This window comes from Mycolicibacterium mageritense (assembly GCF_010727475.1).
GTDB classification, from domain to species: domain Bacteria; phylum Actinomycetota; class Actinomycetes; order Mycobacteriales; family Mycobacteriaceae; genus Mycobacterium; species Mycobacterium mageritense.
On record NZ_AP022567.1, the window covers coordinates 5,920,618 to 5,942,897 of the forward strand.

The window sequence follows — 22,280 nt, forward strand, 5'->3', positions numbered from 1 at the left end:
CTCACGAGGTGCCGCGTTTGACGCAGAACCCGCCGATGATCCCGATGACGGCCCCGGCCACCACGAGCGGGACGCCGTACGCGGGCGCATTCGAATGCAGTGTGCTCATCGCGAAAACGATGTAGAGCACCATGAGCGCGCCGGCGCAGAAGCCCGCCATGATGGTGTATTTACCACTGCTGCTGAGGATCCCGAGCAGCATGATGCCCGCCAACACCAGCAGGAGCGCCCGCACCGTGGGTTGGCTGACCGTCATCCACATGTCCTCACGGGCCAGCGCCTGACTGTCGATCAGGTCGACGACTTGGGTCAGATAGCTGATGCCGTAGCTCGGGCCGCCGAGGAACCACGGGCGGATCGCCCCGAACACCACGAGCAGCCCGCCCAGCAACGTGGCGATCAGCCGGATCAGCGGCAGGAACTCCGACATCGACTGCGTGAACTTGCCTTGTTCCTCGACCGCGCCCGCACCGTCGTCGGCCCGGACCGTGATCTCGCGGTCGAGAGTCTTGCCTGCGCCGGGCAGACTGCTCCACATCCGAAGGGCCGCGACGGCGACGCCTCCGGCAGGCACGTCGAGCCGGGGCGGACTGAACGTGAAACGCACTGCGCCCTCCGGGTCCGTGCCCGACAGCCATGCGCTCAAAGGCAGTGCGCCGCGGCTGTTGTCGAGGGTCACCCGCAGCCGGCCGCGGCGGCGGTTGCGCACCACGACGTGTTCGGGTTCCAGGCGCAGCTGCGCCGTCGTCATCGGTGAGGCGCTCGCGGTCTGAACCAGCGACCCGGTTGCCTCGCTCTCGTCGTTGCCGTCGTTGCACACCACGGTGATCGGGCGTTCGACCTCTGCGCCGGAATTCGGCAGCGGGGCCTGCAGGCTGACCTGAATGCGGGCTTGTTCACCGGCCCGCACGTACAACTGCGGTTGCGAGAAGCCGAAGCGCACCACGCCTTCCGGGTCGCGCCCGGAGAACACCAGTCGACGGTCCCTGCTGCCGCGGCGATTGTCGACCAGCACCGCGACCTCGGCCGAGGTGGCATCCCGCAGCCGCGTCACGGTGCGTTCCAGACGAAGCCGCACCGGGCTGTCCGACGGCGCCTGGGAGCGTTCCTGCATGACGTTGACGAGCGTTTCGATGGGCCCCTGATCGCTGGCCGCCGTGACTTTCAGCGTGCGCGGCACCTGCTGGCCGTATTCCAGTGGGGGAGCGTCGAATCGAACGTCGACATACGTCGAGCGCCGGGGCGGCACCTCGACGGTCTGGGGTTGGAACCGAAACCGGACAGCGCCTTCGGGGTCACTGCCGGACAGATGGTACCGCTGTGGGTAGTTGCTGCCGGAGTTGTCCAACCGCACCCGGAACCGGCCGCTGGTCTGGTCCCGCAGGCGCAGCATCTGCGGTTCGGCCGTCACCGTCACGGGCCCGCCGATGCGGGGCACCGTGACCACGAGTTCGGCGTCGGCGCGTTTGGCGGGATCCTCGACCGAGCAGATCTGGACGTGCAGGCGGAAGCGTTGCACGTAGACGTCGAACCCCGGCCGGATGCTGAACGACACTGTCGTGGTGCTTTCCTCGTCGGTCAACAACCTGATCTCGGGATGCTGGATCTGCAGCCATTCGGGGCCCCGGGGAGCGGTGATCGTGTACCCGTCGACGATCGCGGACCGGTTGCGAATGCAGACGTCGACGGTCCCGCCGCTGACGGGGTCCAATTCCACCTCGGGATGCTCGATGGTCACCGTGGGCGCGGACGCCGGTCGGCCCGCGGGCCGACCAGGGCGGTTGACCGGCGGCGGGGTTGTGACCCGAGGCCGGCCGACGGTCACGGCGGGGAACTTCTGGCTGTGGGTTTCCCGCACGACGGGCACGGATGCGGTCAACGGAGCTTTGTCGAGGGATCCGTCCCCGGTGTCCCAGCCGAGGTAGAAATCGCACTTGGTGCAGAACTGCGCGTTGGCGGCATTCTCGGCACCGCACTGTTCGCAAAGATGCTCTGTCATCTTCGGATCTCCTGACACTGGCCGTCGGTATCGGGTGTGGGCAGCAGCCGGCCGAGTTTGCGGTACTCCTGTTGGATCGCCGCGGTGACATGCTCGTTGTCGATCTCGGCACCGGTGCCCGCGGCCAGGTAGGCCGCGGTGATCGCAGCCGAGCGAATGTTGCCTCCCGACAACGGGAAAGCCCGGGCAACGGCGCCCAGGTCGAGTTCTCCGCGCGTGGGCACCGGTGGGGCCAGGCAGCGCCGCCATAGTGCGAGCCGGGCGGTCTCGTCGGGCACCGGGAAGTCCACCACCATGTCGAGGCGACGGGTGAACGCGTCGTCGAGGTTGGCCCGCAGATTGGTCGCCAGCACGGCCAGGCCGTCGAACGTCTCCATCCGCTGCAGCAGGTATGCGCTCTCGATGTTGGCGTACCGGTCGTGCGCATCGCGCACTTCGCTGCGCTTGCCGAAGATCGCGTCGGCCTCGTCGAACAGCAGCACCGCGCTGACCCGGGCGGCCTCGGTGAAGATCCGCTCCAGGTTCTTCTCGGTCTCGCCGATGTACTTGTCCACCACCGTCGCGAGATTGACGGTGTAGAGGTCGAGTCCGAGATCGGCCGCAATCACCTCGGCGGCCATGGTCTTTCCCGTGCCCGAATCACCGGCGAACAGCGCGGTCACCCCCGTGCCACGCCCACCACCCGGGCGCATCCGCCAGTCCGACAGCACCAGTTCGCGTTTGCGGGCCCGGGTGGTCAAGTCGCGCAACTGATTGAGTGCCTTGTCGGGCAGGACGAGGTCCGGCCACGAGACCGCGGGCTCGATGCGCCTCGCCAACTGCTCGAGGCCCGCGGCGTTCTGGGCCCGGGCGCCGCGGCGCAGATCGGTGTCGGCGGGCGAGCCGCCCGCCGACCGGGCGAGAGATTCGGCCGCGGCGATCGCCGCGGTGATCTGGCGGGGCCCGAACACGTACTGCGCCGCGATGTCCTCGACATCGATACCGTCGGCGAGGGATCCGAGTTCACGCTGCCACACCTCGATGCGTTCACCGACACTGAGCCGTGCGGCGTCGGCGACCAGCGGCACGCGGTCCGACCACGTGGGGTTCCACGCCGAAATCCCGGTGAGCGCAACCGGGACCGGCAGGTGTGACAGCCGGTGGACGACAGCGGCGGTGTCGGCTCCGAGTGCGTCGACCGGCGAGACCACCAGGCCGGCGTTGCACAGCAGCGCTTCCCGGCCGAGCATCGCGACCGTGCTCGCAAGGTCGGAAGATGTTGCCAACCGTGTTGCGTCACAACACAGTACGTTGTAGCCGGCGGTGCTGAAAGCGTCACCGGCGATGGCGGCGCCGGCGTCGCTGACCGACTCCCGCACATAGCAGAACCGCTCGCCGGCCTTGAACGCCTGGGCGAGCTCACGGGACTGTGGGCAGTGATGGCGACGTGGCTCGACGAGCAGCTCTGCCAGGGCGGCGTCGGGGCGGTCGTCACCCAAGAGGTAGGCGGTCACCCGGTCGGGAACCCGTAATGCCCTGGTGAGGAAGGGACGTTCGGTGTCGTCGATCGTCACGAGCGCGTTGTCCACCAGGGCCGAACCCGGGGCCAGCATCGCGCGCGCGGACGCGTCCAGCGGGGACAGGTCGGCCAGCTCCAACGCGAGCCCGACCGTAGCGCGCCGTCGGGTCACATCGTCGTTGAGGTAGCCGTAGAGCCGTTCGAACCGCGCGTCCAGGTCCGGCAGCTGGCAGGCGACGAGCAGCTCGACCTCGTGGGCGCACAGGCCCGCAGCCCGGGCCAGTGCGCGCAGGCGCAGCTCGGTGCCCTCGGACTCCGCGAGGTCCGCACGATCCTCGAACTCCCACCGGGCCTGCCGGGGCGGGTCGGGCGCGGGCGGGGTGGGGGACAGCAGCGCGTCGACCACGTCGTCGCTCAGGTACAGGCCCCGGAACGGATCGTCGGGGGCCGGGTCGTGGCTGCGCCGGTGCGCGACGAGCGTGCGGATGCGCTCCTCTACGAGCATCGCCCGGCCGAGTAGGTAACGGGTGCTGTCCAGGGGCGTCTCCATCCGCGGCGTCCTACTGCTTGCGCTGGCGCTTGCGGACACGCAGCGAGCCGGAGCTCTCCTGGCCGAATGCGGGGTCGCCGACCGTGCGCCGGCGCACGGTCTCGCGGGGCACCGCGCCGTCGAGGCCCGACGTCTGCAGCACGGGCGGCTTCGCCACCGGCGGCCCGGCCGGGAACGAGCGGCCGGTGTCGGTCGGCGCCGTCACCACGACGTCGAGCGACGGCTTGAGCTCGCCGCCCAGCGCGGTCCACACGTCGGCGAACGAGCGGTCCTCAGGCGGCGGCAGGGCAACCGTGACAGGGACCGGGAGGCCCAGTGCCGCAATGGAACCTGTCAGCACATCAGCCGGAAGGGCCTCGTAGCGCAGGAAACAGCCCATCAACGCGGCCAGCAACCGGTGCTCGTCCTCTGGGCGCTGAGTCCAGGCCGCCACCAGATAGGAGAGCTTGAAATACCGCGGCGGCAGGTGCCTGGCCCGCACCCGGTTGCCCTCGTATTCGTTGAGCAGGCCGCGCTCTCGGCGGCGAAGATCCTCGCGGATGTCGTACAGGTACACGCCGACGGTCGGCGCGTTGCGTCGGCTCGCCCAATCCTTGGTGGGCGCGTCGAACTCGACGTCGACCTCGCCTGCGTCGACGGCCTCGCGCTCGATGAGGGTGCGTAGTGCGTGGTCTACTTCAGGTATCACTGGCCCATCGTTCCGTGCGGTTGTGTTGTGGGGTACGAGCGTGAGTCCCGATGTGAAGGCACGGGATTGTGCCCGAACGGGCGACGGTCGGGCTCGTCGAGGCCCGCGCTCAGATGAGCCCTTCGCGCACCGCGTAGGCCACGGCATGGGACCGGTTGCGCAGCTGCAGCCGGGTCGTCACGTCGTGCAGCACGTTCTTGACGGTGCGCTGGCTGTAGCACAGCTGCCGGGCGATCTCGTTGGTGTCGTGGCCGTCGGCGATCAACCGCAAAACCTGGATCTCGCGTTCCGACAGCCCGGTGAAGGTCAGGCCGCGCGGTGAAAGTACCTGGCGCTGAAGCCGTCCGACCTGCCCCAGCAGATGGCCGAGCAGATCGGCGGGGATGAAGCCGTCACCCGCGGCCACCTTCTGGATCGTGCGGACCAGCAGATCCGGGGTGGCTTCGCCGCGACGCAGCAGCCCGCTGACGCCGACCTCGGCGGCGTTGACGACGGTGGTCTCGTCGATCGAGCTCATCACCAGGATGGTGTGCCCGACACCGGCCTTCTTGAGCGAGCGCAGGATCCGGATGGTCTCGTCGTCGAGCGTGTCGGCCACCGCGATGCCGACGTCGACACCGGCCAACTCGCCGGCTTCGACGACGTCGATCTCCGGGCGCATCCGGAGCTGGCTGACCACACCCGCCTGCAGGATCGGGTCGTCGGCATAAACGTAGGTGGACACTCGCGTCTGCATGGCATTCCCCTTCGGGCGACCGGTTAGTTGCCGACGAGTATCCGGACGGGCATCAACGCCGGCTCAACGCCGATCGCGGGATTTCTCAACAAACGCTCAACGGAACGGTCTATCGAGCAGGCCTGATGAAGATCTCGACGACAGCCGAATCGGGGCCGGGCGGCCGGTCGCAGCGGGCCGTGACGACGGCATCCTCGGTGGTGAACCACACATCGTGGACCTGACGGTGGCCGGAGCTGGCGGGGGTCTGGTAACCACCGAGGCGAGTGACGAGCTCGGACAGCGCGACGGGTTGGCTCAACCGCAGCACGATGTCGTCGATGCGGTCGTCGCCATCGCGATCGAGAATCTGGATCAGGTAGACGCCGGGGGCCGGTTGGGTGCCCAGGAAGCTCGTGCCGTCGTCGGCCGTGCCGACGTCCGCGCCCAGCACTTGCGCCGTCCGGGCGACCTCCGAGCCGCCGATGAGCTTGACGGCTTCGGTCACCAGGTCGAGCGGATTCGAGTGCTTCACGGCGTTGACCTGCCCGCCTTCTGGAGCGCGCGCTCGGCGGCCTGGGCCTGCCGCTCCTCGGGGAGGTCGAGGTAGGCCGCGAGCTTGACCTGATAGTCCTGGTCGGCCTTGGACAGATTGGTCTTGGCGGCGTTCCAGTCCAACTGTCGTGCGTCGAGTTCCAGATACGCGTCTTTGCGCGCGGTACTCGGCGGCTGTGACTTCTGAGCCTGCCATGCCGACTCGGCGGCCCGCAATTCGTTCTCGGCAGTGGTCAGCGCGGCCTCCGCGGCCTGTTTCCTGGCCGCTGCGGCGTGGAAACGATCCAGTACGCCTTCACGGTCGACAACCTTGGAATGCGAAATGCTGGTGTATATCTCACGATACGGTGCGGCCTCGGCAGACATCACCGGCAAGGGTCTGATTTTCGCCTCTTGCACTGCGAGGCTTGCGATCTTGGGATCCATGCCGAGCTTCGAGGCGATGGTCGCCGTCGGGACGTTGTCGGTGGCCATCATGCGTGCCACATGCCACCACTGGTCCGCATGGGTTCCTTCGTGAAAGTTCGCGTACTTGAGGAATTCCGCGTGACTGGGCGTCATATCCTGAGCCAGTGTCTCCCAGGAGAATTCGATGCGCCACGTCTTCATGTTGAAGTGGCCGCCCGCGCCTGCGCCGAGTTGGCTGGAAAAGCCGACGCCCACGGCCGGGACGCCGGAGGGTCCGATGGCTCCGTTCACGGTGGAGGCCAATTGTGCACACCGTTGGTCGACGAGTTTGACGGCCTGCGGATCAGTGGGCAGCTTACCGGCAGCTCCTGTGCCCCAGGTGGTTTCGCCCGCCTTCATCTTGTTCAGGTAGTCCTTCATCGCGGCGGGTTCCAGGTGCTGCATGCCCTCCATTCCGGCGGGTAGCGCGCCGTGGTGCGCGAGTGCGCGGCGCATCTCGTCCGGTGCCAGGGCCGGAGGCGGCGATACTTCCATGTACCGCTTGAGGGCTGCCGGATCCTCGATCGTGATTCCGGTCAGCTTGGCTGCTTCGTCCGGTTTGGCACCGACCGATCGCGCCAGGGTGGCGCGGGCCAGTTCGACGTCTTTTGCGTCCAGCTCGGGTAGCGGTGGCAGTGAAGCAGGTGCGGTGGCCGCACGCGGCGCCGGTAGGGGACCGGTCGGCTTGAGGCCCGCCGCACCGACGTCGACGCCCGCCGCTTTCGCGAGTTGGTGTTCCCCCACGGCAGCGGTCATCTCCGCAACAACACCGTTCTGCCAGGTGTTGATCTTCTTCAGGGACGGCGAATTCGACGGCAGCGCAGCGTGAATGGTGGCATACCCGCCGGCCTCTCGGACCGTCATCGCCTCACCGACCTTGCCGATGCTGGCGGCGACTTGTGCTTCGCGTTCGATGCTGGTCATCGCCATCAGGTCGGAGACACCGCTCGCGGTCGCACTCGCGGTCTTCAACTCTGCCGGCACCTTGCCTTCCTCGATGGCCTTCGCGGCGCCGCCCATCGACATGCCGAGGTTGACCGACTCGATCGCCAGCGCCGCAGTGGCCTCGCTGAGCTTCTTCTGGGCCTTGTCGGGATCCAGCATCGCCTGGTCGGGCGTCGCGGCAGCCTCTGCAACGGTCTTCTGGTCCAGCGCCTCACCGAGCCGCGCCGCCGCGACACCGAATGTCATGACCGAGCCCAGGAATTCGGCAGGTGGGAAGAAGAAGCCGATCAACTGCAGTGCCGTTCCGGCGACGTCGATGACTTCTTTGACGTCGACCTGTGAACCCGTCTGGACGCGGATGGTCTCCAGCTCGTGGGCCAGCATGGTGTTGCGCGCCTTGATGCGCGCGAAGTCCGCCTTGACGTTGTCGTACAGCCGCGGCATCGACACCAGGAACTTCAGGTCACCGGCGAGGGTCCGAGCCTTGACCTCGCGGATGGCTTTCACGACGGCATCGAGCTTCTTCTGCATCTCGGCCCGAACCTGCTCGTCCGTACCGGTGCGGAGTAGTCCGGCGTTTGCGGTGTTGTCCGGGCTGATGGCCTTGTAGGCCTCCCAACCGAGCTTGACCCCGGGGATGGCCCAGGCGACGTTGCTGTCGAGTGCTCGCTTGATATCGGTGCCGAGACCGGTGTCCGGTTCGCGTTTGCTCACCAGTTGTGCGACGACGGCGTTCTTGGCGAAGATGTCGTTCTTGCGCGCGGCGATGTCCTTCTGCCGGCCCTCGAGATCCGTTCGCCACTCTCGCAAAGTCTTGGTGACGCCTTCGGCAGTCCATTTCGTCTGCGACGTCCGGCTGATCGACTGAGCCCAATCCCGGTCGGACATCAGCTTTTCCAGGGCGATTTCCTGATCTTGGACCTTGGCGAGATCGGCGGCGACCTCACGGGCGTTGTCGATCATCTTCTTCGCGTTGGCCGACACGCCGGAACTCGCGGTGTTCGCATCACCGGCGTTGGTGGGCTTGAAGTCTTCGACCAGTTTGAGCGTCGCCGTCTCGTTCGCGTTGAGCATCGCCATGCCTCTCGCGACGAGGTATTGGCGGATGAACGCTTCCTGTTGGTCAGGCGCGATCTCGACGGCACCTTGACCGGCGGCCGCGGCATCACCCTCCTTCACTCCCGGTGGTGGGACACCCGCCATGGCGGCCAGCTCTGCCGGCGACGCGGTACCGGGCATGGATTTGGCGGGATCGTTGTGCAGCCGCACCAGATCCTCGGCCTTGAGCAGACCGGTGTCTGGTTGGTATCGCGTCACCGCGGGGTCGAAGACGAAGCCGTCGTTGCCGACTGCCGTGAGAATGCCCTGCGCCGACGTGTATGCGTACACCTTCTGCCGAAGGAAGTCGGGATTCGGGACGAATGTCACGACGAAATAGAACCGGCCACGTTTCACGACACCTGCGCCACACCCGCCCGCCCGTGCCACGGCGAACGCCACGGCCTCCGGTTGGCTGTCGAACCCTTTGCGCTGGCCGTCATTCTTGTTACGGACGGCAGTGGCGGCGATCTGCAGCGGTGCGATGTTGGGCTTCTCGTCGGGGTGCCCGGCATCGTGCAACGGGTCTGAAAGTCGCACGGTGCCACCGGATCCCGACGGCACTGTGGCGAGCTCGGCGGCTTCCAGCTTGAGGGTCTCGTCGTCTGGTTCTTCGCGCTGCACCGCACGGAGACGCTGCACCGCTTGGCGCCGTCCGACGACCCAGTTGACCACCGCCTGGTTGCCGGCCTGACGCTGCATGCCCAGAAGCTTCCCCGCCGCAGCGGACACCGCACTGGGCTTCGCACGCTGCGCGGGACCGGTAGGCAGATCCGCACCGTTCGTGGATCGCCGGCGATGGGTCGGCACAGTCCGACGCTAGGTCGGCGGAGCCGGTACGACTACGTGCGCCGGGGTGCCCTGACGGGCCGGTTTTCCTGCACCTTCGGCTTGCGGCTCTAGTCCAGGTAGTCCCGCAGCACCTGCGACCGGCTGGGGTGGCGCAGCTTGCTCATGGTCTTGGACTCGATCTGGCGGATGCGCTCGCGCGTCACGCCGTAGACCTGGCCGATCTCGTCGAGCGTGCGGGGCTGGCCGTCGGTCAGGCCGAAGCGCAACCGCACCACACCCGCCTCGCGCTCCGACAGCGTCTCCAGCACCGACTGCAGCTGGTCCTGCAGCAGCGTGAAGGACACCGCGTCGACGGCCACGACCGCCTCGGAGTCCTCGATGAAGTCACCGAGCTGGCTGTCACCCTCGTCGCCGATGGTCTGGTCCAGCGAGATGGGCTCACGCGCGTACTGCTGGATCTCCAGCACCTTCTCCGGCGTGATGTCCATCTCTTTGGCGAGCTCTTCGGGCGTGGGCTCGCGGCCCAGATCCTGCAGCAGCTCGCGCTGGATGCGGCCCAGCTTGTTGATCACCTCGACCATGTGCACCGGGATGCGGATGGTGCGGGCTTGGTCGGCCATGGCGCGGGTGATGGCCTGGCGGATCCACCAGGTGGCGTACGTGGAGAACTTGTAGCCCTTGGTGTAGTCGAACTTCTCGACTGCGCGGATCAGACCCAGGTTGCCTTCCTGGATCAGGTCGAGGAACGCCATGCCGCGGCCGGTGTAGCGCTTGGCCAGCGACACCACCAGACGCAGGTTCGCCTCCAGCAGATGGTTTTTCGCGCGGTCGCCGTCCCGGCAGATCCACTGCATGTCGCGGCGCAGCTGAACCGGCAGCTTCTCGCCCTTCTCGGCGAACTCCGCCATCTTCTGGGTGGCGAACAGGCCGGCCTCGATGCGCTTGGCGAGCTCGACTTCCTCTTCTGCGTTGAGGAGCGCGACCTTGCCGATCTGCTTGAGGTAGGCACGCACCGAGTCGGCCGACGCGGTGAGCTCGGCGTCCTTGCGGGCCTGCCGCAGCGCCTCGGATTCTTCCTCGTCCCAGACGAAGTCGCCCGATGCCTTGTCCTTCTCGGAGGGCTCCGCGATGTCGTCGTCTTCTGCTGCTCCCGCAGCCTTGGCCGGCTTCGCGGCCGCGTCGGGAGTGCCTTCGCCCTCGGCGACGGTCTCCTCGTCTTCCTCTTCGCCCTCTTCGTCGTCGGCGTCGTCGACCGCGTCATCGTCGCTGTCGAGCTCCTCGAGGTCGAGGTCCGCGTCGTCGACGTCGAGGTCGTCGCCGGGCTCGGCGTCGAGTTCGTCGGTGGTCTCGAGGTCGTCGGCGCCGAGATCCTCGGGTTTGGTCCCGGGGGCCTTGGCCGCCCGCTTGGCCGGAGCTTTCTTGGCGGGGGCCTTGGCCGGCTTCGCACCCGCGGTTTTCGCGGCCGTTGCCTTGGCTGCCCGCTTGGCCGGAGCCTTCTTGGCGGGGGTCTTGGTAGCGGTGCGCTTCACCGGCTCGTCGGTTGCCGGGCTTGCCTTTGTCGCTGCCACGTCACCCTTTCGGTCTTGCGTTCATCCGGTGGGCATGGGCATACACCACCGAAAGCGTCGGCTATCGAATGTTGGCGTTGTTATCGGCTGGGGATACTTGCCGCTATTTCGGTAGGCGGCCGCCGAAGACCATTGTAACGACAGTGTGTGCTTTCTCTGTGCCGAGCGGCAAATCCGACGCGTCGACCTGCCGTGTCGGCCCGGAAAAACAGAGAAGCTACTGCGCGGTAGCTTTGACGTCGGCGGCCATCGCGGCCCCGACGATGCCCGCGGTGTTCTGCAGTGCCGCGGCCACCACGGGGGTGCGATTCTCCAGCAGGGGCAGCCACTTGTCGGCCTTGCGGCTGATGCCGCCGCCCGCGATGAAGAGGTCCGGCCAGATCGCGTTCTCGATCGTCACGAGCACCTTGGTGACCTCCTTGGTCCACCGCTCGTAGCTCCATTCCTTGCGTTCCTTGACCGACGAGGCGGCGCGGTGTTCGGCCTCCTTGCCGCCGACCTCGAGATGGCCAAACTCGGTGTTGGGCAACAGCACCCCGTTCTGGATCACCGCCGACCCGATTCCGGTGCCGAAGGTCAGCAGCACGATGACACCCGTGTTGTCCCGCCCCGCGCCGAACCGTTCCTCGGCCAGGCCCGCGGCGTCGGCGTCGTTGAGCACCGTCACCGACTGACCGTCGAGTTCGGCGCCGATGACCTCGGCCGCGTTCACCCCGATCCAGCCGTGATCGACGTTGGCCGCGGTGCGCACGATGCCGTTGGTCACCACGCCCGGATAGGTCACCCCGAGCGGGCCGGTCCAGCCGAATTCCCGGACCACCGCGGCGACGGTTTTGGCGACGGCCTCGGGTGTGGACGGCTGCGGCGTGTCGAGCTTGAAGCGCTCGCCGATGAGCTGGCCCGTGCCGAGGTCGACGATTCCGCCCTTGACCCCACTGCCGCCCACGTCGACGCCGAAGCCGCGACGCTGGCCGCCGCTGTCGCCGGCGGAATCGGTGTTCGGCGTGTCGATTGCGGTCATCGGGCGCTCCTTTGCGGGGCAGGGTATGTCGCGACCTCACCCTAGTAGTTCACGAACGCTTGTGCCGGTGGTCTCACATCCCGGCGAGCGACTTTTCGGCGCGAACGTGTTGCGATGGTCGCGTGACGGAAAACAGCACAGATCTGGTCGGCCTGCGCACAGTGGCAGAGCAGTTGGCGACCGAAGCCGCCGAATTCGTCCGGGCCCGTCGCGTCGAGGTGTTCGGCGGCGGCGGTGCCGAGGCCCGCGAGGGGAACGACGGGGGCGCGGTCCGATCCAAGAGCACGCCCACCGATCCGGTCACGGTCGTGGACACCGAGACCGAACGGTGGCTGCGCGAGCGGCTGGCCGTGCTGCGGCCGGGGGAGCATGTGCTCGGCGAGGAGGAAGGCGGCCGCCGCGACGGGCGGGACGGGTTGAGCTGGGTGATCGATCCGATCGACGGCACGGTCAACTTCGTCTACGGCATCGCGGCGTACGCGGTGTCGGTGGCCGTCCAGCAGGACGGTGAGTCGGTCGCGGGCGCGGTCGCCAATGTGCCGGCGGGCGTGGTCTACTCCGCGGCCCGAGGGCACGGCGCGCACGCGCTCCAGGACGGGGTGAGCACGCCGTTGCGGTGCAACGCCGTCGACGACCTCGGCATGGCCTTGCTCGGCACCGGTTTCTCCTATGTTCCCGAGCGGCGGCAACAACAAGCCCAGATCCTGGCCCGGATCCTGCCCGAGGTCCGCGATGTGCGCCGGATCGGTTCGTGCGCACTCGACCTGTGCATGGTCGCGGCAGGCCAGCTCGACGCGTACTACGAGGACGGCGTGCATGTGTGGGACTGGGCCGCGGGTGCGTTGATCGCGGCCGAGGCGGGTGCGCGGCTGTGGCTGCCGGCCACCGGCGGTCCCGGGCGGATCGCGGCAGCGGCGCCGGGCATCGCGACCGCGCTCACCGGCGCGCTAGCAGGCGCCGGTATGGATCTTTGACAGCAGCGCCGAGTCCGCGGGCTGGGTGGCGTCGGGACGCAGGCTGGCCAGCACGGCGTTGATGTCGTCGCTGCTGGCGAGCTCGCTGAACTCCGTGCCGAGCGCCAGATCGACTGTGGCATCCGGTCTTTCGTCCTGGAAGAGCTCGGTGCACGGCGCCACGAGCCACACCGCGGCCGCGGCCGTGCGCCCCGTTGGGCCGAACCGGATCTGGCCCTGGCACTCCAGACGGGTGGTCGAGTAGATCGGGTCGTTGCTCGCTTCCGGCTGGGCGAAGCCGAGATCGCGCAGTGCGCCGGCCACCTCGCCGGCCTGGCCGCCCTGTCCGCTCGCGTTGAGCACGCGGATCTTGGTCTCGGCCAACGGGGCAGGGGTGATGTCGGTCATCGCCGAACGGGCGACCTGCTCGCCGAGCACCGGCGTTGCCGGGTCGGTGGGTGCGGGCGGCGCGTTGCACACCGTGGCCTCGTGCACGTCGGCCGGCCGGTTGAGCGCGACGACCCACACCGTCAGCGTCACCACCGCGAGTGCGACGAAGAGCACAATGCCCGGAACAAAGTTGCGCCGACGGAACGGGCGACCGTGTCGGTCGAAGGCGGTGCCATCGGTGATTTGCGCGACCACCCCTGCACTCTAAAGGCAAGGTCGTCCATTGCCGCGCCAGAGCTCAGAGAACAGTGTGATGTAAATCACACTGAAACGTGTGGCAATCCGGGCACGAATCATTTGGGGAATGCGTTCGACGCTGGTACAAAGCTCAGCTGCAAGGACAAGGGAGGGGACACAGACGATGGCTACCGACTACGACGCTCCGCGGCGCACCGAGACTGACGACGTTTCCGAGGATTCGCTCGAGGAGCTCAAGGCCCGGCGCAACGAGGCACAGTCCGCCGTGGTTGATGTCGACGAATCTGAATCCGCCGAGTCATTCGAGCTGCCGGGCGCGGATCTGTCGGGTGAAGAACTGTCAGTGCGAGTGGTCCCGAAGCAGGCGGACGAGTTCACCTGTTCGAGCTGCTTCCTGGTTCATCACCGCAGCCGTCTCGCCAGTGAGAAGAACGGCGTGATGATCTGCACCGATTGCGCCGCCTGAGCCTCAGGCGTCAGCCGCCGAGCGCGGCCAGCACGCGGTCCGGGTGACGGGTACTGACCAACCAGTACGGGGTGGGGTCATCCGGATCGTCGAGCACCACCAGCACCATGGGGCCGATCCAGGCCCGGTGCACCACATATGCGGCAGGGTCTAGTTGCCTGCCGAGCGCGGCGGACTTCGCCGAACGCGGCACCTCCGCGGTGCGCGATATGACACTGACCGGCAGGTGGGCCGAACCCACCCAAACTTCGGTCTCGCGGTCGGGCTGATCGACCACCTGAATCTCGGTCTTGCTGAACCACAGCAGCACTGCCACGGCCACCGGTATCAGCACGGCGTGCGGCACCCAGGCGGGTATCGCCGGGACACCCATGTTGACCTGCACGGCGATCAGGATCGCCAGGCCCACCGCGGGCAGGGTCCACCACCAGGGCACCCACAACCGCTCGTGATACCGCACGGTTCGGGTGGTTGCGCGCGTGTCTGACACGCGGCTCAGAGTAATCTGTGACGTCGTGTCCAACTCCCTGGCGGTCGTCCGATTGGACCGCGAACTACCGATGCCCGCTCGGGCCCACGAAGGTGACGCCGGCGTCGACCTCTACAGCGCACAGGACGTGGAACTGGCACCCGGTCAACGGGCGCTCGTTCCCACCGGTGTGGCGGTCGCGATTCCCCACGGCATGGTGGGTCTGGTGCATCCCCGCTCGGGTTTGGCTGCGCGCGTTGGTCTTTCGATCGTCAACAGCCCGGGCACGATCGATGCCGGCTACCGCGGTGAGATCAAGGTGTCACTGATCAACCTCGATCCCCACACGCCGATAGTGGTCAACCGCGGTGACCGGATTGCCCAGCTGCTGGTGCAGCGGGTAGAACTTCCCGAATTGGTCGAGGTCACCTCGTTCGACGAGGCCGGCCTGGCCGACACTTCCCGTGGCGACGGCGGCCACGGCTCCTCCGGCGGACATGCGAGTTTGTGATGGCATTCGGAAAACGCAGCAAGAAGGACGACAGCGCGGACAAGGGCAGCAGCACGCTGCGCGCGTCCGAGGAGTCGGCACCGGCCGACGACATCGACGCGGACGAGCCGCTGGAAGGCCCGTTCGACATCGACGACTTCGACGACGCGAGCGTCGCCGCGCAGGGCCGCCTCGACCTCGGTTCGGTGCTCATCCCGATGCCCGACGGGGGTCAGGTGCAGGTCGAGCTCAACGAGGCGGGTGCGCCGAGCGCGGTGTGGGTGGTGACGCCCAACGGCCGGTTCACGATCGCCGCGTACGCCGCGCCGAAGAGCCCGGGCCTGTGGCGCGAGGTGGCGACCGAACTCGCCGACTCGTTGCGCAAGGACGCCGAGTCGGTCAGCATCCAGGACGGCCCGTGGGGGCGTGAGGTGGTCGGCACCGGCAATGGCGGCGTGGTGCGGTTCATCGGCGCCGACGGCTATCGCTGGATGGTGCGCTGTGTGGTCAACGGCTCCGCGGAGACCATCGACGCGCTCGCCGAAGAGGCCCGGGCGTCATTGGCCGACTGTGTCGTCCGGCGCGGCGACACGCCGCTGCCGGTCCGAACCCCGCTGCAGGTGCAGTTGCCCGAACCCATGGCGGCGCAACTGCGCGCGGCAGCACAGGCCGCCGCCGAACAGGCCCAGCAGCAGGCGCCTCCTCAGGAGCAGCAGCAGCAGCCCGCGCCGGTTGCGCGCCGCAGTGCGCAGGGCTCGGCGATGCAGCAGCTGCGCACCATCACGGGCGGGTGATTCGTCGGCCCGGGACGGTCTCAGGCCTCCTGGAGCGCCGCGACGCACGCCGCGCCGAGGACACCGGTGTCGACACCCATGCGCTCGAGCGTGACCGCGCGTAGCGCCGCCCGCGGGACTGCCGAGACCCACTCATAACCGACCTCGGCCGGGTGGACCGGGTCGTCGGTGGCCACCGCGACCCCCATCGGCACCGCCAGTCGCTCCAGTTCGGCGCAACTGGGCGCCCGGCAGGCCGAGGCTTCGTCCATCGCATCCGGCAGGGCGGGCCATTGCCCCACCCACGACCGGGCCAGCTCGTCGGCCAGCCATGCGGGGCTCGACGCGCGCATCTGGGCCACCGCGGCGGCCAGCCCGTCGCGGCGCAGCAGTTCGGCGGACTGGCGCGCCAGCAATGCCGCGGGCGCATGCTGTGGCGAACCCGTCCAGGGCGGCAGTGCGGCCAGTACCGCGACCGCGCGGTTGGGGTGTGCCAAAGCCCACAATGTGGCCACGACCGCGCCGATCGAGACCCCGCCGACAGCGATCGGGCCGCCGCGCGCGGCATCGTCGAGGGCCTCGCGGTAGCCGTCGAGCAACCGGCCCGGGGTGGGCGCCGGCGTCACAACCACCGCGCCGACCTGGTGTAACGCGGCGGAAAACGCCCGGTAGACATAGTCGTCGTCGGATCCGGTGCCGGCCAGCAGGACCGTGGTGACACCACGCAGATGCACGCTCATCTGATGATCGTGCCCGCCCCGTCAAATCAGCGGCACGCCGAGTGGAACCCCACGTGGCATTCGTGTCGTAAGAGGTCTACCGTGGCGTTGGTTGGGCGGATCCAAGGTGGATCCGCGAGAGGTCAGGAGAGGCCATGGCTACGGCCGAAGGGTATCTGCGCCGGCTCACACGACGCCTGACAGAAGACCCAGAGCAACTCGACGTCGAAGAGCTCAGCGAGGAAGCCGCCAACACCGGCGCGCAGAAGGCGATCGACTGCCAGCGCGGCCAGGAGGTGACGATGGTCGGAACCCTGCGCAGTGTCGAATGCAATGGCAAGGGCTGTTCCGGCGGCGTCAAGGCCGAACTGTTCGACGGCACCGACACCGTGATGTTGGTGTGGTTGGGTCAGCGTCGCATTCCGGGTATCGAGTCGGGCCGCACCCTGCGGGTGCACGGACGGATCGGCAAACTGGACAACGGCGGTAAAGCGATTTACAACCCGCACTACGAAATTCAGAAGTGAGCCAGGCCGACAACAGCCCGCCCGAGGAGTCCGAGAGCGAGCCGGCGCTGCCGGCCACCCCGTCACATGGCGGCGCCAGGGCGGTGCTGGACCAGATGGGCGGGGTCAGCGGCCTCATCTACTCATCACTGCCCGTCGTGGTCTTCGTGCCGGTGTCGACTCTGTTCGGGCTCATGCCCGCGATCGGCGCGGCACTCGGCGTGGCCACCCTCATCCTGATCTGGCGCCTGGTCCGCCGTGAATCACTGCAGCCGGCGATCTCCGGCTTCTTCGCCGTGGGCGTCAGCGCGTTGATCGCGTATCTGGTGGGGGAGTCGAAAGGCTATTTCCTGCTGGGTATCTGGAGCTCGCTGCTGTACGCCGTGTTGTTCGGCGTCTCGGTGCTGATCCGCCGGCCCGTCGTCGGCTATATCTGGGGCTGGGTCAACTCGCACGACCGGGACTGGCGCGAGGTGCGCAGGGCCGTGACGGCTTTCGACATCGCGACCATCACCTGGGTGCTGGTGTTCGGGTCGCGGTTCCTGGTCCAGCAGTACCTGTACGACGCCGACGAGACCGGTTGGCTTGGCGTGGCGCGCATCGCGATGGGCTGGCCGCTCACCGCCGTCGCCGCGCTGGTGACCTATCTGGCGATCCGGACCGCTCAGCGCGCGCTACATGAGCACGACGCTGCCGAGCCCGCCGGAGAAGCCCGGAGCTAGGGCCGCGCCCCGGTCAGCGGGCGGAGGGGCGGAGCAGCAGTTCGCGCAGCTCGTCCTCGACTTCGGTGACGGCCACGAACAGCAGCTCATCGCCACCCTCAAGGGGCTCGTCGGATTCCGGCACTATCACCCGGGCGCCGCGCAGAATCGTCACCAGGGACGCGTCACGGGGCAGTTCGAGGCGTTTGACGGGCTTGCCGCCCCATGGCGTGTCGTCAGGCAGCGTGATCTCGACCAGGTTGGCCTGACCCTTGCGGAACTCCATCAGCCGCACGAGGTCTCCCACCGCGACGGCCTCCTCGACCAGTGAGGCGAGCATGCGGGGCGTCGACACCGCGACGTCGACACCCCAGTTCTCGTCGAACAGCCACTCGTTGCGCGGATCGTTGACCCGGGCGACCACGCGCGGCACCGCGAATTCGGTCTTGGCCAGCAGGCTGACCACCACATTGACCTTGTCGTCGCCCGTGGCGGCGATGACGACGTCGAAGTCCTCCAGGTGGACGGATTCCAGCATCGTGAGCTCGCACGCGTCGCCGAGACGCCAGTGCGCGGCGGGAATGGCGTCGACGTCGATGTGGTCGGGGCTGCGCTCGAGCAGCGTCACCTCGTGGTCGCTTTCCAGCAGTTCGCGCGCGATGGAACGGCCGACCGCGCCGGCACCGGCGATGGCGACTTTCATTCCGACTCCAGATCCTCGCTGGGCGGCAGTGCCGCGATGGCCAGGGCTTCGGCGATGTGGCCGGACACTGCGGCGATGTACACCTGGTCGCCGGCCTGGATGACGGTTTTCGCGTCGGGCAGGTGACCGCCGCCGAACCTGATCATGAAAGCCACCCGGCCTCCGGTCGCGGCTTCCAGGTCGGTCACCAGGTGCCCGGCCCAGTCCTCGTGCAGGGGCAGTTCGGCGACACCGACGTTGCCTGAGGGATCCCGCCATTTGGTGGTCTCCGCTTCCCGGGTCAGCACGTTGAGCAGCCGGTCGGTGGTCCACGGCACCGTCGCGACCGTCGGGATGCCAAGCCGCTCGTAGACGGCGGCACGTTTGGCGTCGTAGATGCGTGCGACGACGCGTTCGACACCGAACGTCTCGCGGGCCACGCGGGCCGAGATGATGTTGGAGTTGTCGCCCGAGGACACGGCCGCGAACGCGCCGGCCTCCTCGATGCCCGCCCGCAGTAGCACATCGCGGTCGAAGCCCATGCCGAGCACACGTTCACCCGGGAATTCCGGGGACAACCGGTGAAATGCCGTGCTGTCCCGATCGATCACCGCGACGTCGTGGCCGATGCGGGCCAGGCTGTCTGCGAGGGAGGCGCCCACACGGCCACATCCCATGACGACTACACGCACCCGACGCGTCCTTTCCGATGGCAGAAAGATGAAGCTATCTCAACCCGTGCACTGACGAACGCTACAGCTTTCGTACGGCCACCGGGGTTCGGGCTTACCCTTGGCACTCGTGTCCAAGCTTTCGACGGCGACGCGCCGGTTGGTCCTGGGGCGACCGTTCCGCAGTGACAAGCTCTCCCACACCCTGCTGCCCAAGCGGATCGCGCTGCCGGTCTTCGCCTCCGACGCGCTGTCCTCGGTCGCGTATGCGCCCGAGGAGATCTTCTTGGTGCTCTCGGTCGCCGGGCTCACCGCCTACTCGATGACGCCGTGGATCGGCCTGGCGGTCGCCGGGGTCATGCTCATCGTGATCGCCAGCTACCGGCAGAACGTGCACGCCTACCCTTCCGGTGGCGGCGACTACGAGGTGGTGACGACGAATCTGGGGCCGACGGCCGGTCTCACGGTGGCCAGCGCGCTCATGGTCGACTACGTGCTGACCGTCGCGGTGTCTATGTCGTCGGCGATGTCCAACATCGGCTCGGCGGTCCCGTTCGTCAACGACCACAAGGTGCTCTTCGCCGTGGTGGCGATCCTCTTGCTGGCCTCCATGAACCTGCGCGGGATCCGGGAGTCCGGCACGGCCTTCGCCATCCCCACCTACGCGTTCATGATCGGCATGTACATCATGCTGGGCTGGGGCCTTTTCCAGATCTACGTGCTGGGAAATCCGCTGCGGGCCGAATCGGCGGGTTTCGAGATGCATTCCGAGCACGGCGAGGTGCTCGGCTTCGCGTTGGTGTTCCTGGTGGCGCGGGCCTTCTCGTCGGGATCGGCCGCCCTGACCGGTGTCGAGGCCATCAGCAACGGTGTGCCGGCATTCCGGAAACCGAAGTCGCGCAACGCGGCCACCACGCTGCTGCTGCTGGGTGTGATCTCGGTGACGCTGTTCATGGGAATCATCATGTTGGCCAAGGCGACCGGCGTGCAGATGGCCGAGCGGCCCCACGAACAGCTGGTCGGCGCGCCACCGGACTACCACCAGAAGACGCTCATCGCCCAGCTGGCCGATGCAGTGTTCCACGATTTCCCGGTCGGGCTCTATCTCATCGCGGGCGTGACCGCACTGATCCTGGTGCTCGCGGCCAACACCGCGTTCAACGGGTTCCCGGTACTCGGCTCGATCCTGGCGCAGGACCGGTACCTGCCGCGGCAGCTGCACACGCGTGGCGACCGGCTGGCGTTCTCCAACGGCATCCTGTTCCTGGCCTTCGCCGCGATCGCGTTCGTCGTCGCGTTCCGCGCCGAGGTGACGGCCCTGATCCAGCTCTACATCGTCGGCGTGTTCGTGTCGTTCACGCTCAGCCAGATCGGCATGGTGCGGCACTGGACGCGGTTGTTGCGCACCGAGACCGATGCGGCGGCGCGGCGGCACATGATGCGTTCGCGGATCATCAACGCGGTCGGACTGACCGCGACCGGAACCGTGCTCGTGATCGTCGTCGTGACGAAGTTCCTGGCCGGCGCGTGGATCGCGATCCTGGCCATGAGCGCGCTGTTCGGGATCATGAAACTGATCCACAAGCACTACGACACCGTGGCGCGTGAGCTGGAGGCCCAGGACGACAGCGAGAAGGGCGACATCGTGCTGCCGAGCCGCAACCACGCGGTGGTGCTGGTGTCCAAACTGCACCTGCCGACCAAGCGGGCACTGGCCTACGCGCGTGCGACGCGCCCCGATGTGCTGGAGGCCATCACGGTCAGCGTCGACGACGCCGAGACTCGCGCTCTGGTGCACCAGTGGGAAGACAGCGAGATCAGCGTGCCGCTCAAGGTGATCGCCTCGCCCTACCGTGAAATCACGCGTCCCGTCCTGGATTACGTCAAACGCGTGACCAAGGAATCGCCGCGGACGGTGGTCACGGTGTTCATCCCGGAGTACGTGGTGGGCCACTGGTGGGAACAGGTGCTGCACAACCAGAGCGCGTTGCGGCTCAAGGGCAGGCTGCTGTTCATGCCGAACGTGATGGTGACATCGGTGCCATGGCAGCTCAGTTCGTCGGAGCGGCTCAAGGCGCTGCAGCCACAGTCGGCGCCGGGTGACGCCCGCCGGGGCTTCCTCGAATGACCGAACTGATCCTGACCGCGGGCGCGGCCGCCAACGGCGGCAGTTGCGTGGCCCGCCACGAGGGCCGCGTGGTGTTCGTGCGCTATGCGCTGCCCGGCGAGACGGTGCGCGCACGCGTGCTCGACGAACGCGGATCGTATTGGCACGCAGAGGCTGTCGAAATCTTGGAGCCGTCAAGCGGTCGTATCGATTCGCTGTGCCCGATTGCGGGGGTGAACGGCGCGGGTTGCTGCGACCTGGCGTTCGCCGAGCCGGATGCCGCGCGGGAAATCAAGGGCGCGGTGGTGGGCAATCAGCTGTCCCGGCTCGGGGGATTCGACTGGGCCGGGGTGGCCGAGCCGGTGGGCTCTGCCGGGGCCACCGGCTGGCGCACCAGGGTGCGGCTGGACACCACCGGTGCCGGACAGCCTGGATTTCATCGTTATCACAGCGCCGAACTGGTCACCGATCTGAACTGCGCGCAGCTGCCTGCCGGGCTGCTCGACGAGCTGGTCGGAACCCATTGGCCCGCGGGCGTGCAACTGCATGTGGCGCTGGACTCCGAAGGCAGCAGGCACGTCGTGCAGTCCGGCCCCAAGGACGGCCGCAAGAACCCGACCCGGGTGGTGTCGGGCGACTACGAGGCCGTGCAGCGCATCGGTGAGCGGGTCTGGCGGGTTCCGGTGACGGCGTTCTGGCAGGCCCACCGGGACGCGGCCGCGCTCTACAGTGAATTGGTCGCGGGCTGGGCGCAATTGGGCGCAGGCCAGACGGCGTGGGATCTGTACGGCGGCGCCGGGGTGTTCGCGGCGGCGCTGGCCGAGTCGGTGGGGGACAGCGGGCACGTGGTCACCGTGGACACGTCGCGGGGAGCGTCTCGCGCGGCTCGCACCGCGCTGGCCGACCTGTCGAGCGTCTCTGTGGTGACGGATTCGGTGCGGCGTGCGCTGTCCCACCAGAGTGCACGGGCCGATGTCGCGGTGCTGGATCCGCCGCGCACCGGCGCGGGCCGCGAGGTGATCGACCAGCTCGCCGCGGCCGAGGTGCCGAGGATCATCCACATCGGTTGTGAGGCAGCCTCGTTCGCCCGGGACGTCGGCCTGTATGTGCGGCACGGTTACGCCGTGGAGGAGCTGCGGGTGTTCGACTCGTTCCCGCTCACCCACCACGTGGAGTGCGTTGCGGTACTGACACGCTGACACCTGAATTTTCTCGGGCG

At 67.9% G+C, this 22,280-nt stretch carries 21 protein-coding genes; 8 read left to right on the forward strand and 13 right to left on the reverse strand.

What is annotated here, in order from left to right; translation table 11 throughout:
• Window position 1: 1 nt before the first annotated feature.
• The 8 genes from G6N67_RS28550 to ppgK all read right to left on the reverse strand — a co-directional run bounded on the left by G6N67_RS28550 (window position 2) and on the right by ppgK (window position 11,876).
• Window positions 2–1,999, reverse strand: coding sequence for a zinc ribbon domain-containing protein (locus G6N67_RS28550; protein WP_036437224.1), 1,998 nt, complete (start codon window positions 1,997–1,999; stop codon window positions 2–4).
• Window positions 1,996–4,047: an ATP-binding protein gene (locus G6N67_RS28555; RefSeq protein ID WP_051579003.1), complete on the reverse strand. Its 2,052-nt coding sequence runs from the start codon at window positions 4,045–4,047 to the stop codon at window positions 1,996–1,998. Before G6N67_RS28555 ends, G6N67_RS28550 begins: the two co-directional genes overlap by 4 nt.
• Before the next feature lie 10 nt (window positions 4,048–4,057).
• Window positions 4,058–4,735 carry a Pvc16 family protein gene (locus G6N67_RS28560; protein ID WP_081812697.1) on the reverse strand — a complete coding sequence of 226 codons (678 nt, stop codon included), beginning with the start codon at window positions 4,733–4,735 and terminating at the stop codon, window positions 4,058–4,060.
• A gap of 109 nt (window positions 4,736–4,844) precedes the next feature.
• Window positions 4,845–5,471 (reverse strand): LuxR C-terminal-related transcriptional regulator, encoded by a 627-nt coding sequence (locus tag G6N67_RS28565; protein WP_036437225.1) that lies wholly within the window; start codon window positions 5,469–5,471, stop codon window positions 4,845–4,847.
• Between the two features lie 109 nt (window positions 5,472–5,580).
• Complete coding sequence (locus G6N67_RS28570) at window positions 5,581–5,985, reverse strand: hypothetical protein (RefSeq protein WP_036437227.1); 405 nt, start codon at window positions 5,983–5,985, stop codon at window positions 5,581–5,583.
• A complete protein-coding gene (locus G6N67_RS28575; protein ID WP_131524784.1) occupies window positions 5,982–9,197 on the reverse strand; it encodes a hypothetical protein in 3,216 nt (1,071 codons plus the stop codon). The genes G6N67_RS28570 and G6N67_RS28575 overlap by 4 nt, the downstream gene beginning before the upstream one ends.
• Window positions 9,198–9,394: 197 nt before the next feature.
• A complete protein-coding gene (locus G6N67_RS28580; RefSeq protein WP_036437230.1) occupies window positions 9,395–10,855 on the reverse strand; it encodes an RNA polymerase sigma factor in 1,461 nt (486 codons plus the stop codon).
• A 217-nt stretch (window positions 10,856–11,072) separates the two neighbouring features.
• Window positions 11,073–11,876 (reverse strand): polyphosphate--glucose phosphotransferase, encoded by an 804-nt coding sequence (ppgK, locus tag G6N67_RS28585; protein WP_036437233.1) that lies wholly within the window; start codon window positions 11,874–11,876, stop codon window positions 11,073–11,075.
• Window positions 11,877–11,998: 122 nt separating this feature from the next.
• On the opposite strand from ppgK, the gene G6N67_RS28590 reads away from it, so the two are divergent.
• Window positions 11,999–12,850: an inositol monophosphatase family protein gene (locus G6N67_RS28590; RefSeq protein WP_036437235.1), complete on the forward strand. Its 852-nt coding sequence runs from the start codon at window positions 11,999–12,001 to the stop codon at window positions 12,848–12,850.
• Here the strand turns inward: G6N67_RS28590 and cei are convergent.
• Window positions 12,824–13,474 (reverse strand): envelope integrity protein Cei, encoded by a 651-nt coding sequence (cei, locus tag G6N67_RS28595; RefSeq protein WP_036437237.1) that lies wholly within the window; start codon window positions 13,472–13,474, stop codon window positions 12,824–12,826. The two genes, G6N67_RS28590 and cei, sit on opposite strands and share 27 nt — an antisense overlap.
• 166 nt (window positions 13,475–13,640) lie before the next feature.
• Between cei and G6N67_RS28600 the strand changes: the two genes are divergently transcribed.
• Window positions 13,641–13,943, forward strand: coding sequence for a DUF4193 domain-containing protein (locus tag G6N67_RS28600; RefSeq protein WP_015306517.1), 303 nt, complete (start codon window positions 13,641–13,643; stop codon window positions 13,941–13,943).
• A 10-nt stretch (window positions 13,944–13,953) separates the two neighbouring features.
• Here G6N67_RS28600 and G6N67_RS28605 read toward each other — a convergent pair whose 3' ends face one another.
• Window positions 13,954–14,433, reverse strand: a complete 480-nt coding sequence (locus G6N67_RS28605; protein WP_036437240.1) for a DUF3093 domain-containing protein — start codon at window positions 14,431–14,433, stop codon at window positions 13,954–13,956.
• A 25-nt stretch (window positions 14,434–14,458) separates the two neighbouring features.
• On the opposite strand from G6N67_RS28605, the gene dut reads away from it, so the two are divergent.
• Both dut and G6N67_RS28615 read left to right on the forward strand, forming a co-directional pair.
• Window positions 14,459–14,923: a dUTP diphosphatase gene (dut, locus tag G6N67_RS28610; RefSeq protein WP_036437242.1), complete on the forward strand. Its 465-nt coding sequence runs from the start codon at window positions 14,459–14,461 to the stop codon at window positions 14,921–14,923.
• Window positions 14,920–15,696, forward strand: a complete 777-nt coding sequence (locus G6N67_RS28615) for a DUF3710 domain-containing protein (RefSeq protein ID WP_110798574.1) — start codon at window positions 14,920–14,922, stop codon at window positions 15,694–15,696. Before dut ends, G6N67_RS28615 begins: the two co-directional genes overlap by 4 nt.
• A gap of 20 nt (window positions 15,697–15,716) precedes the next feature.
• On the opposite strand, the gene G6N67_RS28620 is transcribed toward G6N67_RS28615, so the two are convergent.
• Window positions 15,717–16,415, reverse strand: a complete 699-nt coding sequence (locus G6N67_RS28620; RefSeq protein ID WP_036437246.1) for an alpha/beta hydrolase family protein — start codon at window positions 16,413–16,415, stop codon at window positions 15,717–15,719.
• Window positions 16,416–16,549: 134 nt separating this feature from the next.
• Here G6N67_RS28620 and G6N67_RS28625 point away from each other — a divergent pair, with 134 nt between their 5' ends.
• Together G6N67_RS28625 and G6N67_RS28630 are read left to right on the forward strand one after the other, a co-directional pair.
• A complete protein-coding gene (locus tag G6N67_RS28625; protein ID WP_036437247.1) occupies window positions 16,550–16,921 on the forward strand; it encodes an OB-fold nucleic acid binding domain-containing protein in 372 nt (123 codons plus the stop codon).
• Window positions 16,918–17,622, forward strand: coding sequence for a DUF3159 domain-containing protein (locus G6N67_RS28630; RefSeq protein ID WP_036437250.1), 705 nt, complete (start codon window positions 16,918–16,920; stop codon window positions 17,620–17,622). The genes G6N67_RS28625 and G6N67_RS28630 overlap by 4 nt, the downstream gene beginning before the upstream one ends.
• 13 nt (window positions 17,623–17,635) lie before the next feature.
• Here G6N67_RS28630 and G6N67_RS28635 read toward each other — a convergent pair whose 3' ends face one another.
• Both G6N67_RS28635 and G6N67_RS28640 read right to left on the reverse strand, forming a co-directional pair.
• On the reverse strand, window positions 17,636–18,304 hold the full coding sequence (locus tag G6N67_RS28635; RefSeq protein ID WP_036437252.1) for a potassium channel family protein: 669 nt from the start codon (window positions 18,302–18,304) through the stop codon (window positions 17,636–17,638).
• Window positions 18,301–18,975, reverse strand: a complete 675-nt coding sequence (locus G6N67_RS28640) for a potassium channel family protein (protein WP_179976759.1) — start codon at window positions 18,973–18,975, stop codon at window positions 18,301–18,303. The genes G6N67_RS28635 and G6N67_RS28640 overlap by 4 nt, the downstream gene beginning before the upstream one ends.
• A gap of 100 nt (window positions 18,976–19,075) precedes the next feature.
• Here G6N67_RS28640 and G6N67_RS28645 point away from each other — a divergent pair, with 100 nt between their 5' ends.
• The gene (locus G6N67_RS28645; protein ID WP_197747938.1) at window positions 19,076–21,082 is read left to right on the forward strand and encodes an APC family permease; all 2,007 of its coding nucleotides are present in this window, start codon (window positions 19,076–19,078) and stop codon (window positions 21,080–21,082) included.
• A complete protein-coding gene (locus tag G6N67_RS28650) occupies window positions 21,079–22,260 on the forward strand; it encodes a class I SAM-dependent RNA methyltransferase (protein ID WP_036437257.1) in 1,182 nt (393 codons plus the stop codon). The genes G6N67_RS28645 and G6N67_RS28650 overlap by 4 nt, the downstream gene beginning before the upstream one ends.
• The last annotated feature ends 20 nt before the right edge of the window (window positions 22,261–22,280 follow it).

Excerpts from the sequence above, each read along its gene's own strand:
- G6N67_RS28550 (WP_036437224.1), bottom strand. The coding sequence starts at position 1,999 with ATGACAGAGCATCTTTGCGAACAGTGCGGTGCCGAGAATGCCGCCAAC.
- ppgK (WP_036437233.1), bottom strand. The coding sequence starts at position 11,876 with ATGACCGCAATCGACACGCCGAACACCGATTCCGCCGGCGACAGCGGC.
- G6N67_RS28575 (WP_131524784.1), bottom strand. The coding sequence starts at position 9,197 with ATGCAGCGTCAGGCCGGCAACCAGGCGGTGGTCAACTGGGTCGTCGGA.
- G6N67_RS28600 (WP_015306517.1), top strand. The coding sequence starts at position 13,641 with ATGGCTACCGACTACGACGCTCCGCGGCGCACCGAGACTGACGACGTT.
- G6N67_RS28620 (WP_036437246.1), bottom strand. The coding sequence starts at position 16,415 with ATGAGCGTGCATCTGCGTGGTGTCACCACGGTCCTGCTGGCCGGCACC.
- G6N67_RS28650 (WP_036437257.1), top strand. The coding sequence starts at position 21,079 with ATGACCGAACTGATCCTGACCGCGGGCGCGGCCGCCAACGGCGGCAGT.
- G6N67_RS28625 (WP_036437247.1), top strand. The coding sequence starts at position 16,550 with ATGGCTACGGCCGAAGGGTATCTGCGCCGGCTCACACGACGCCTGACA.
- G6N67_RS28565 (WP_036437225.1), bottom strand. The coding sequence starts at position 5,471 with ATGCAGACGCGAGTGTCCACCTACGTTTATGCCGACGACCCGATCCTG.
- G6N67_RS28635 (WP_036437252.1), bottom strand. The coding sequence starts at position 18,304 with ATGAAAGTCGCCATCGCCGGTGCCGGCGCGGTCGGCCGTTCCATCGCG.
- G6N67_RS28555 (WP_051579003.1), bottom strand. The coding sequence starts at position 4,047 with ATGGAGACGCCCCTGGACAGCACCCGTTACCTACTCGGCCGGGCGATG.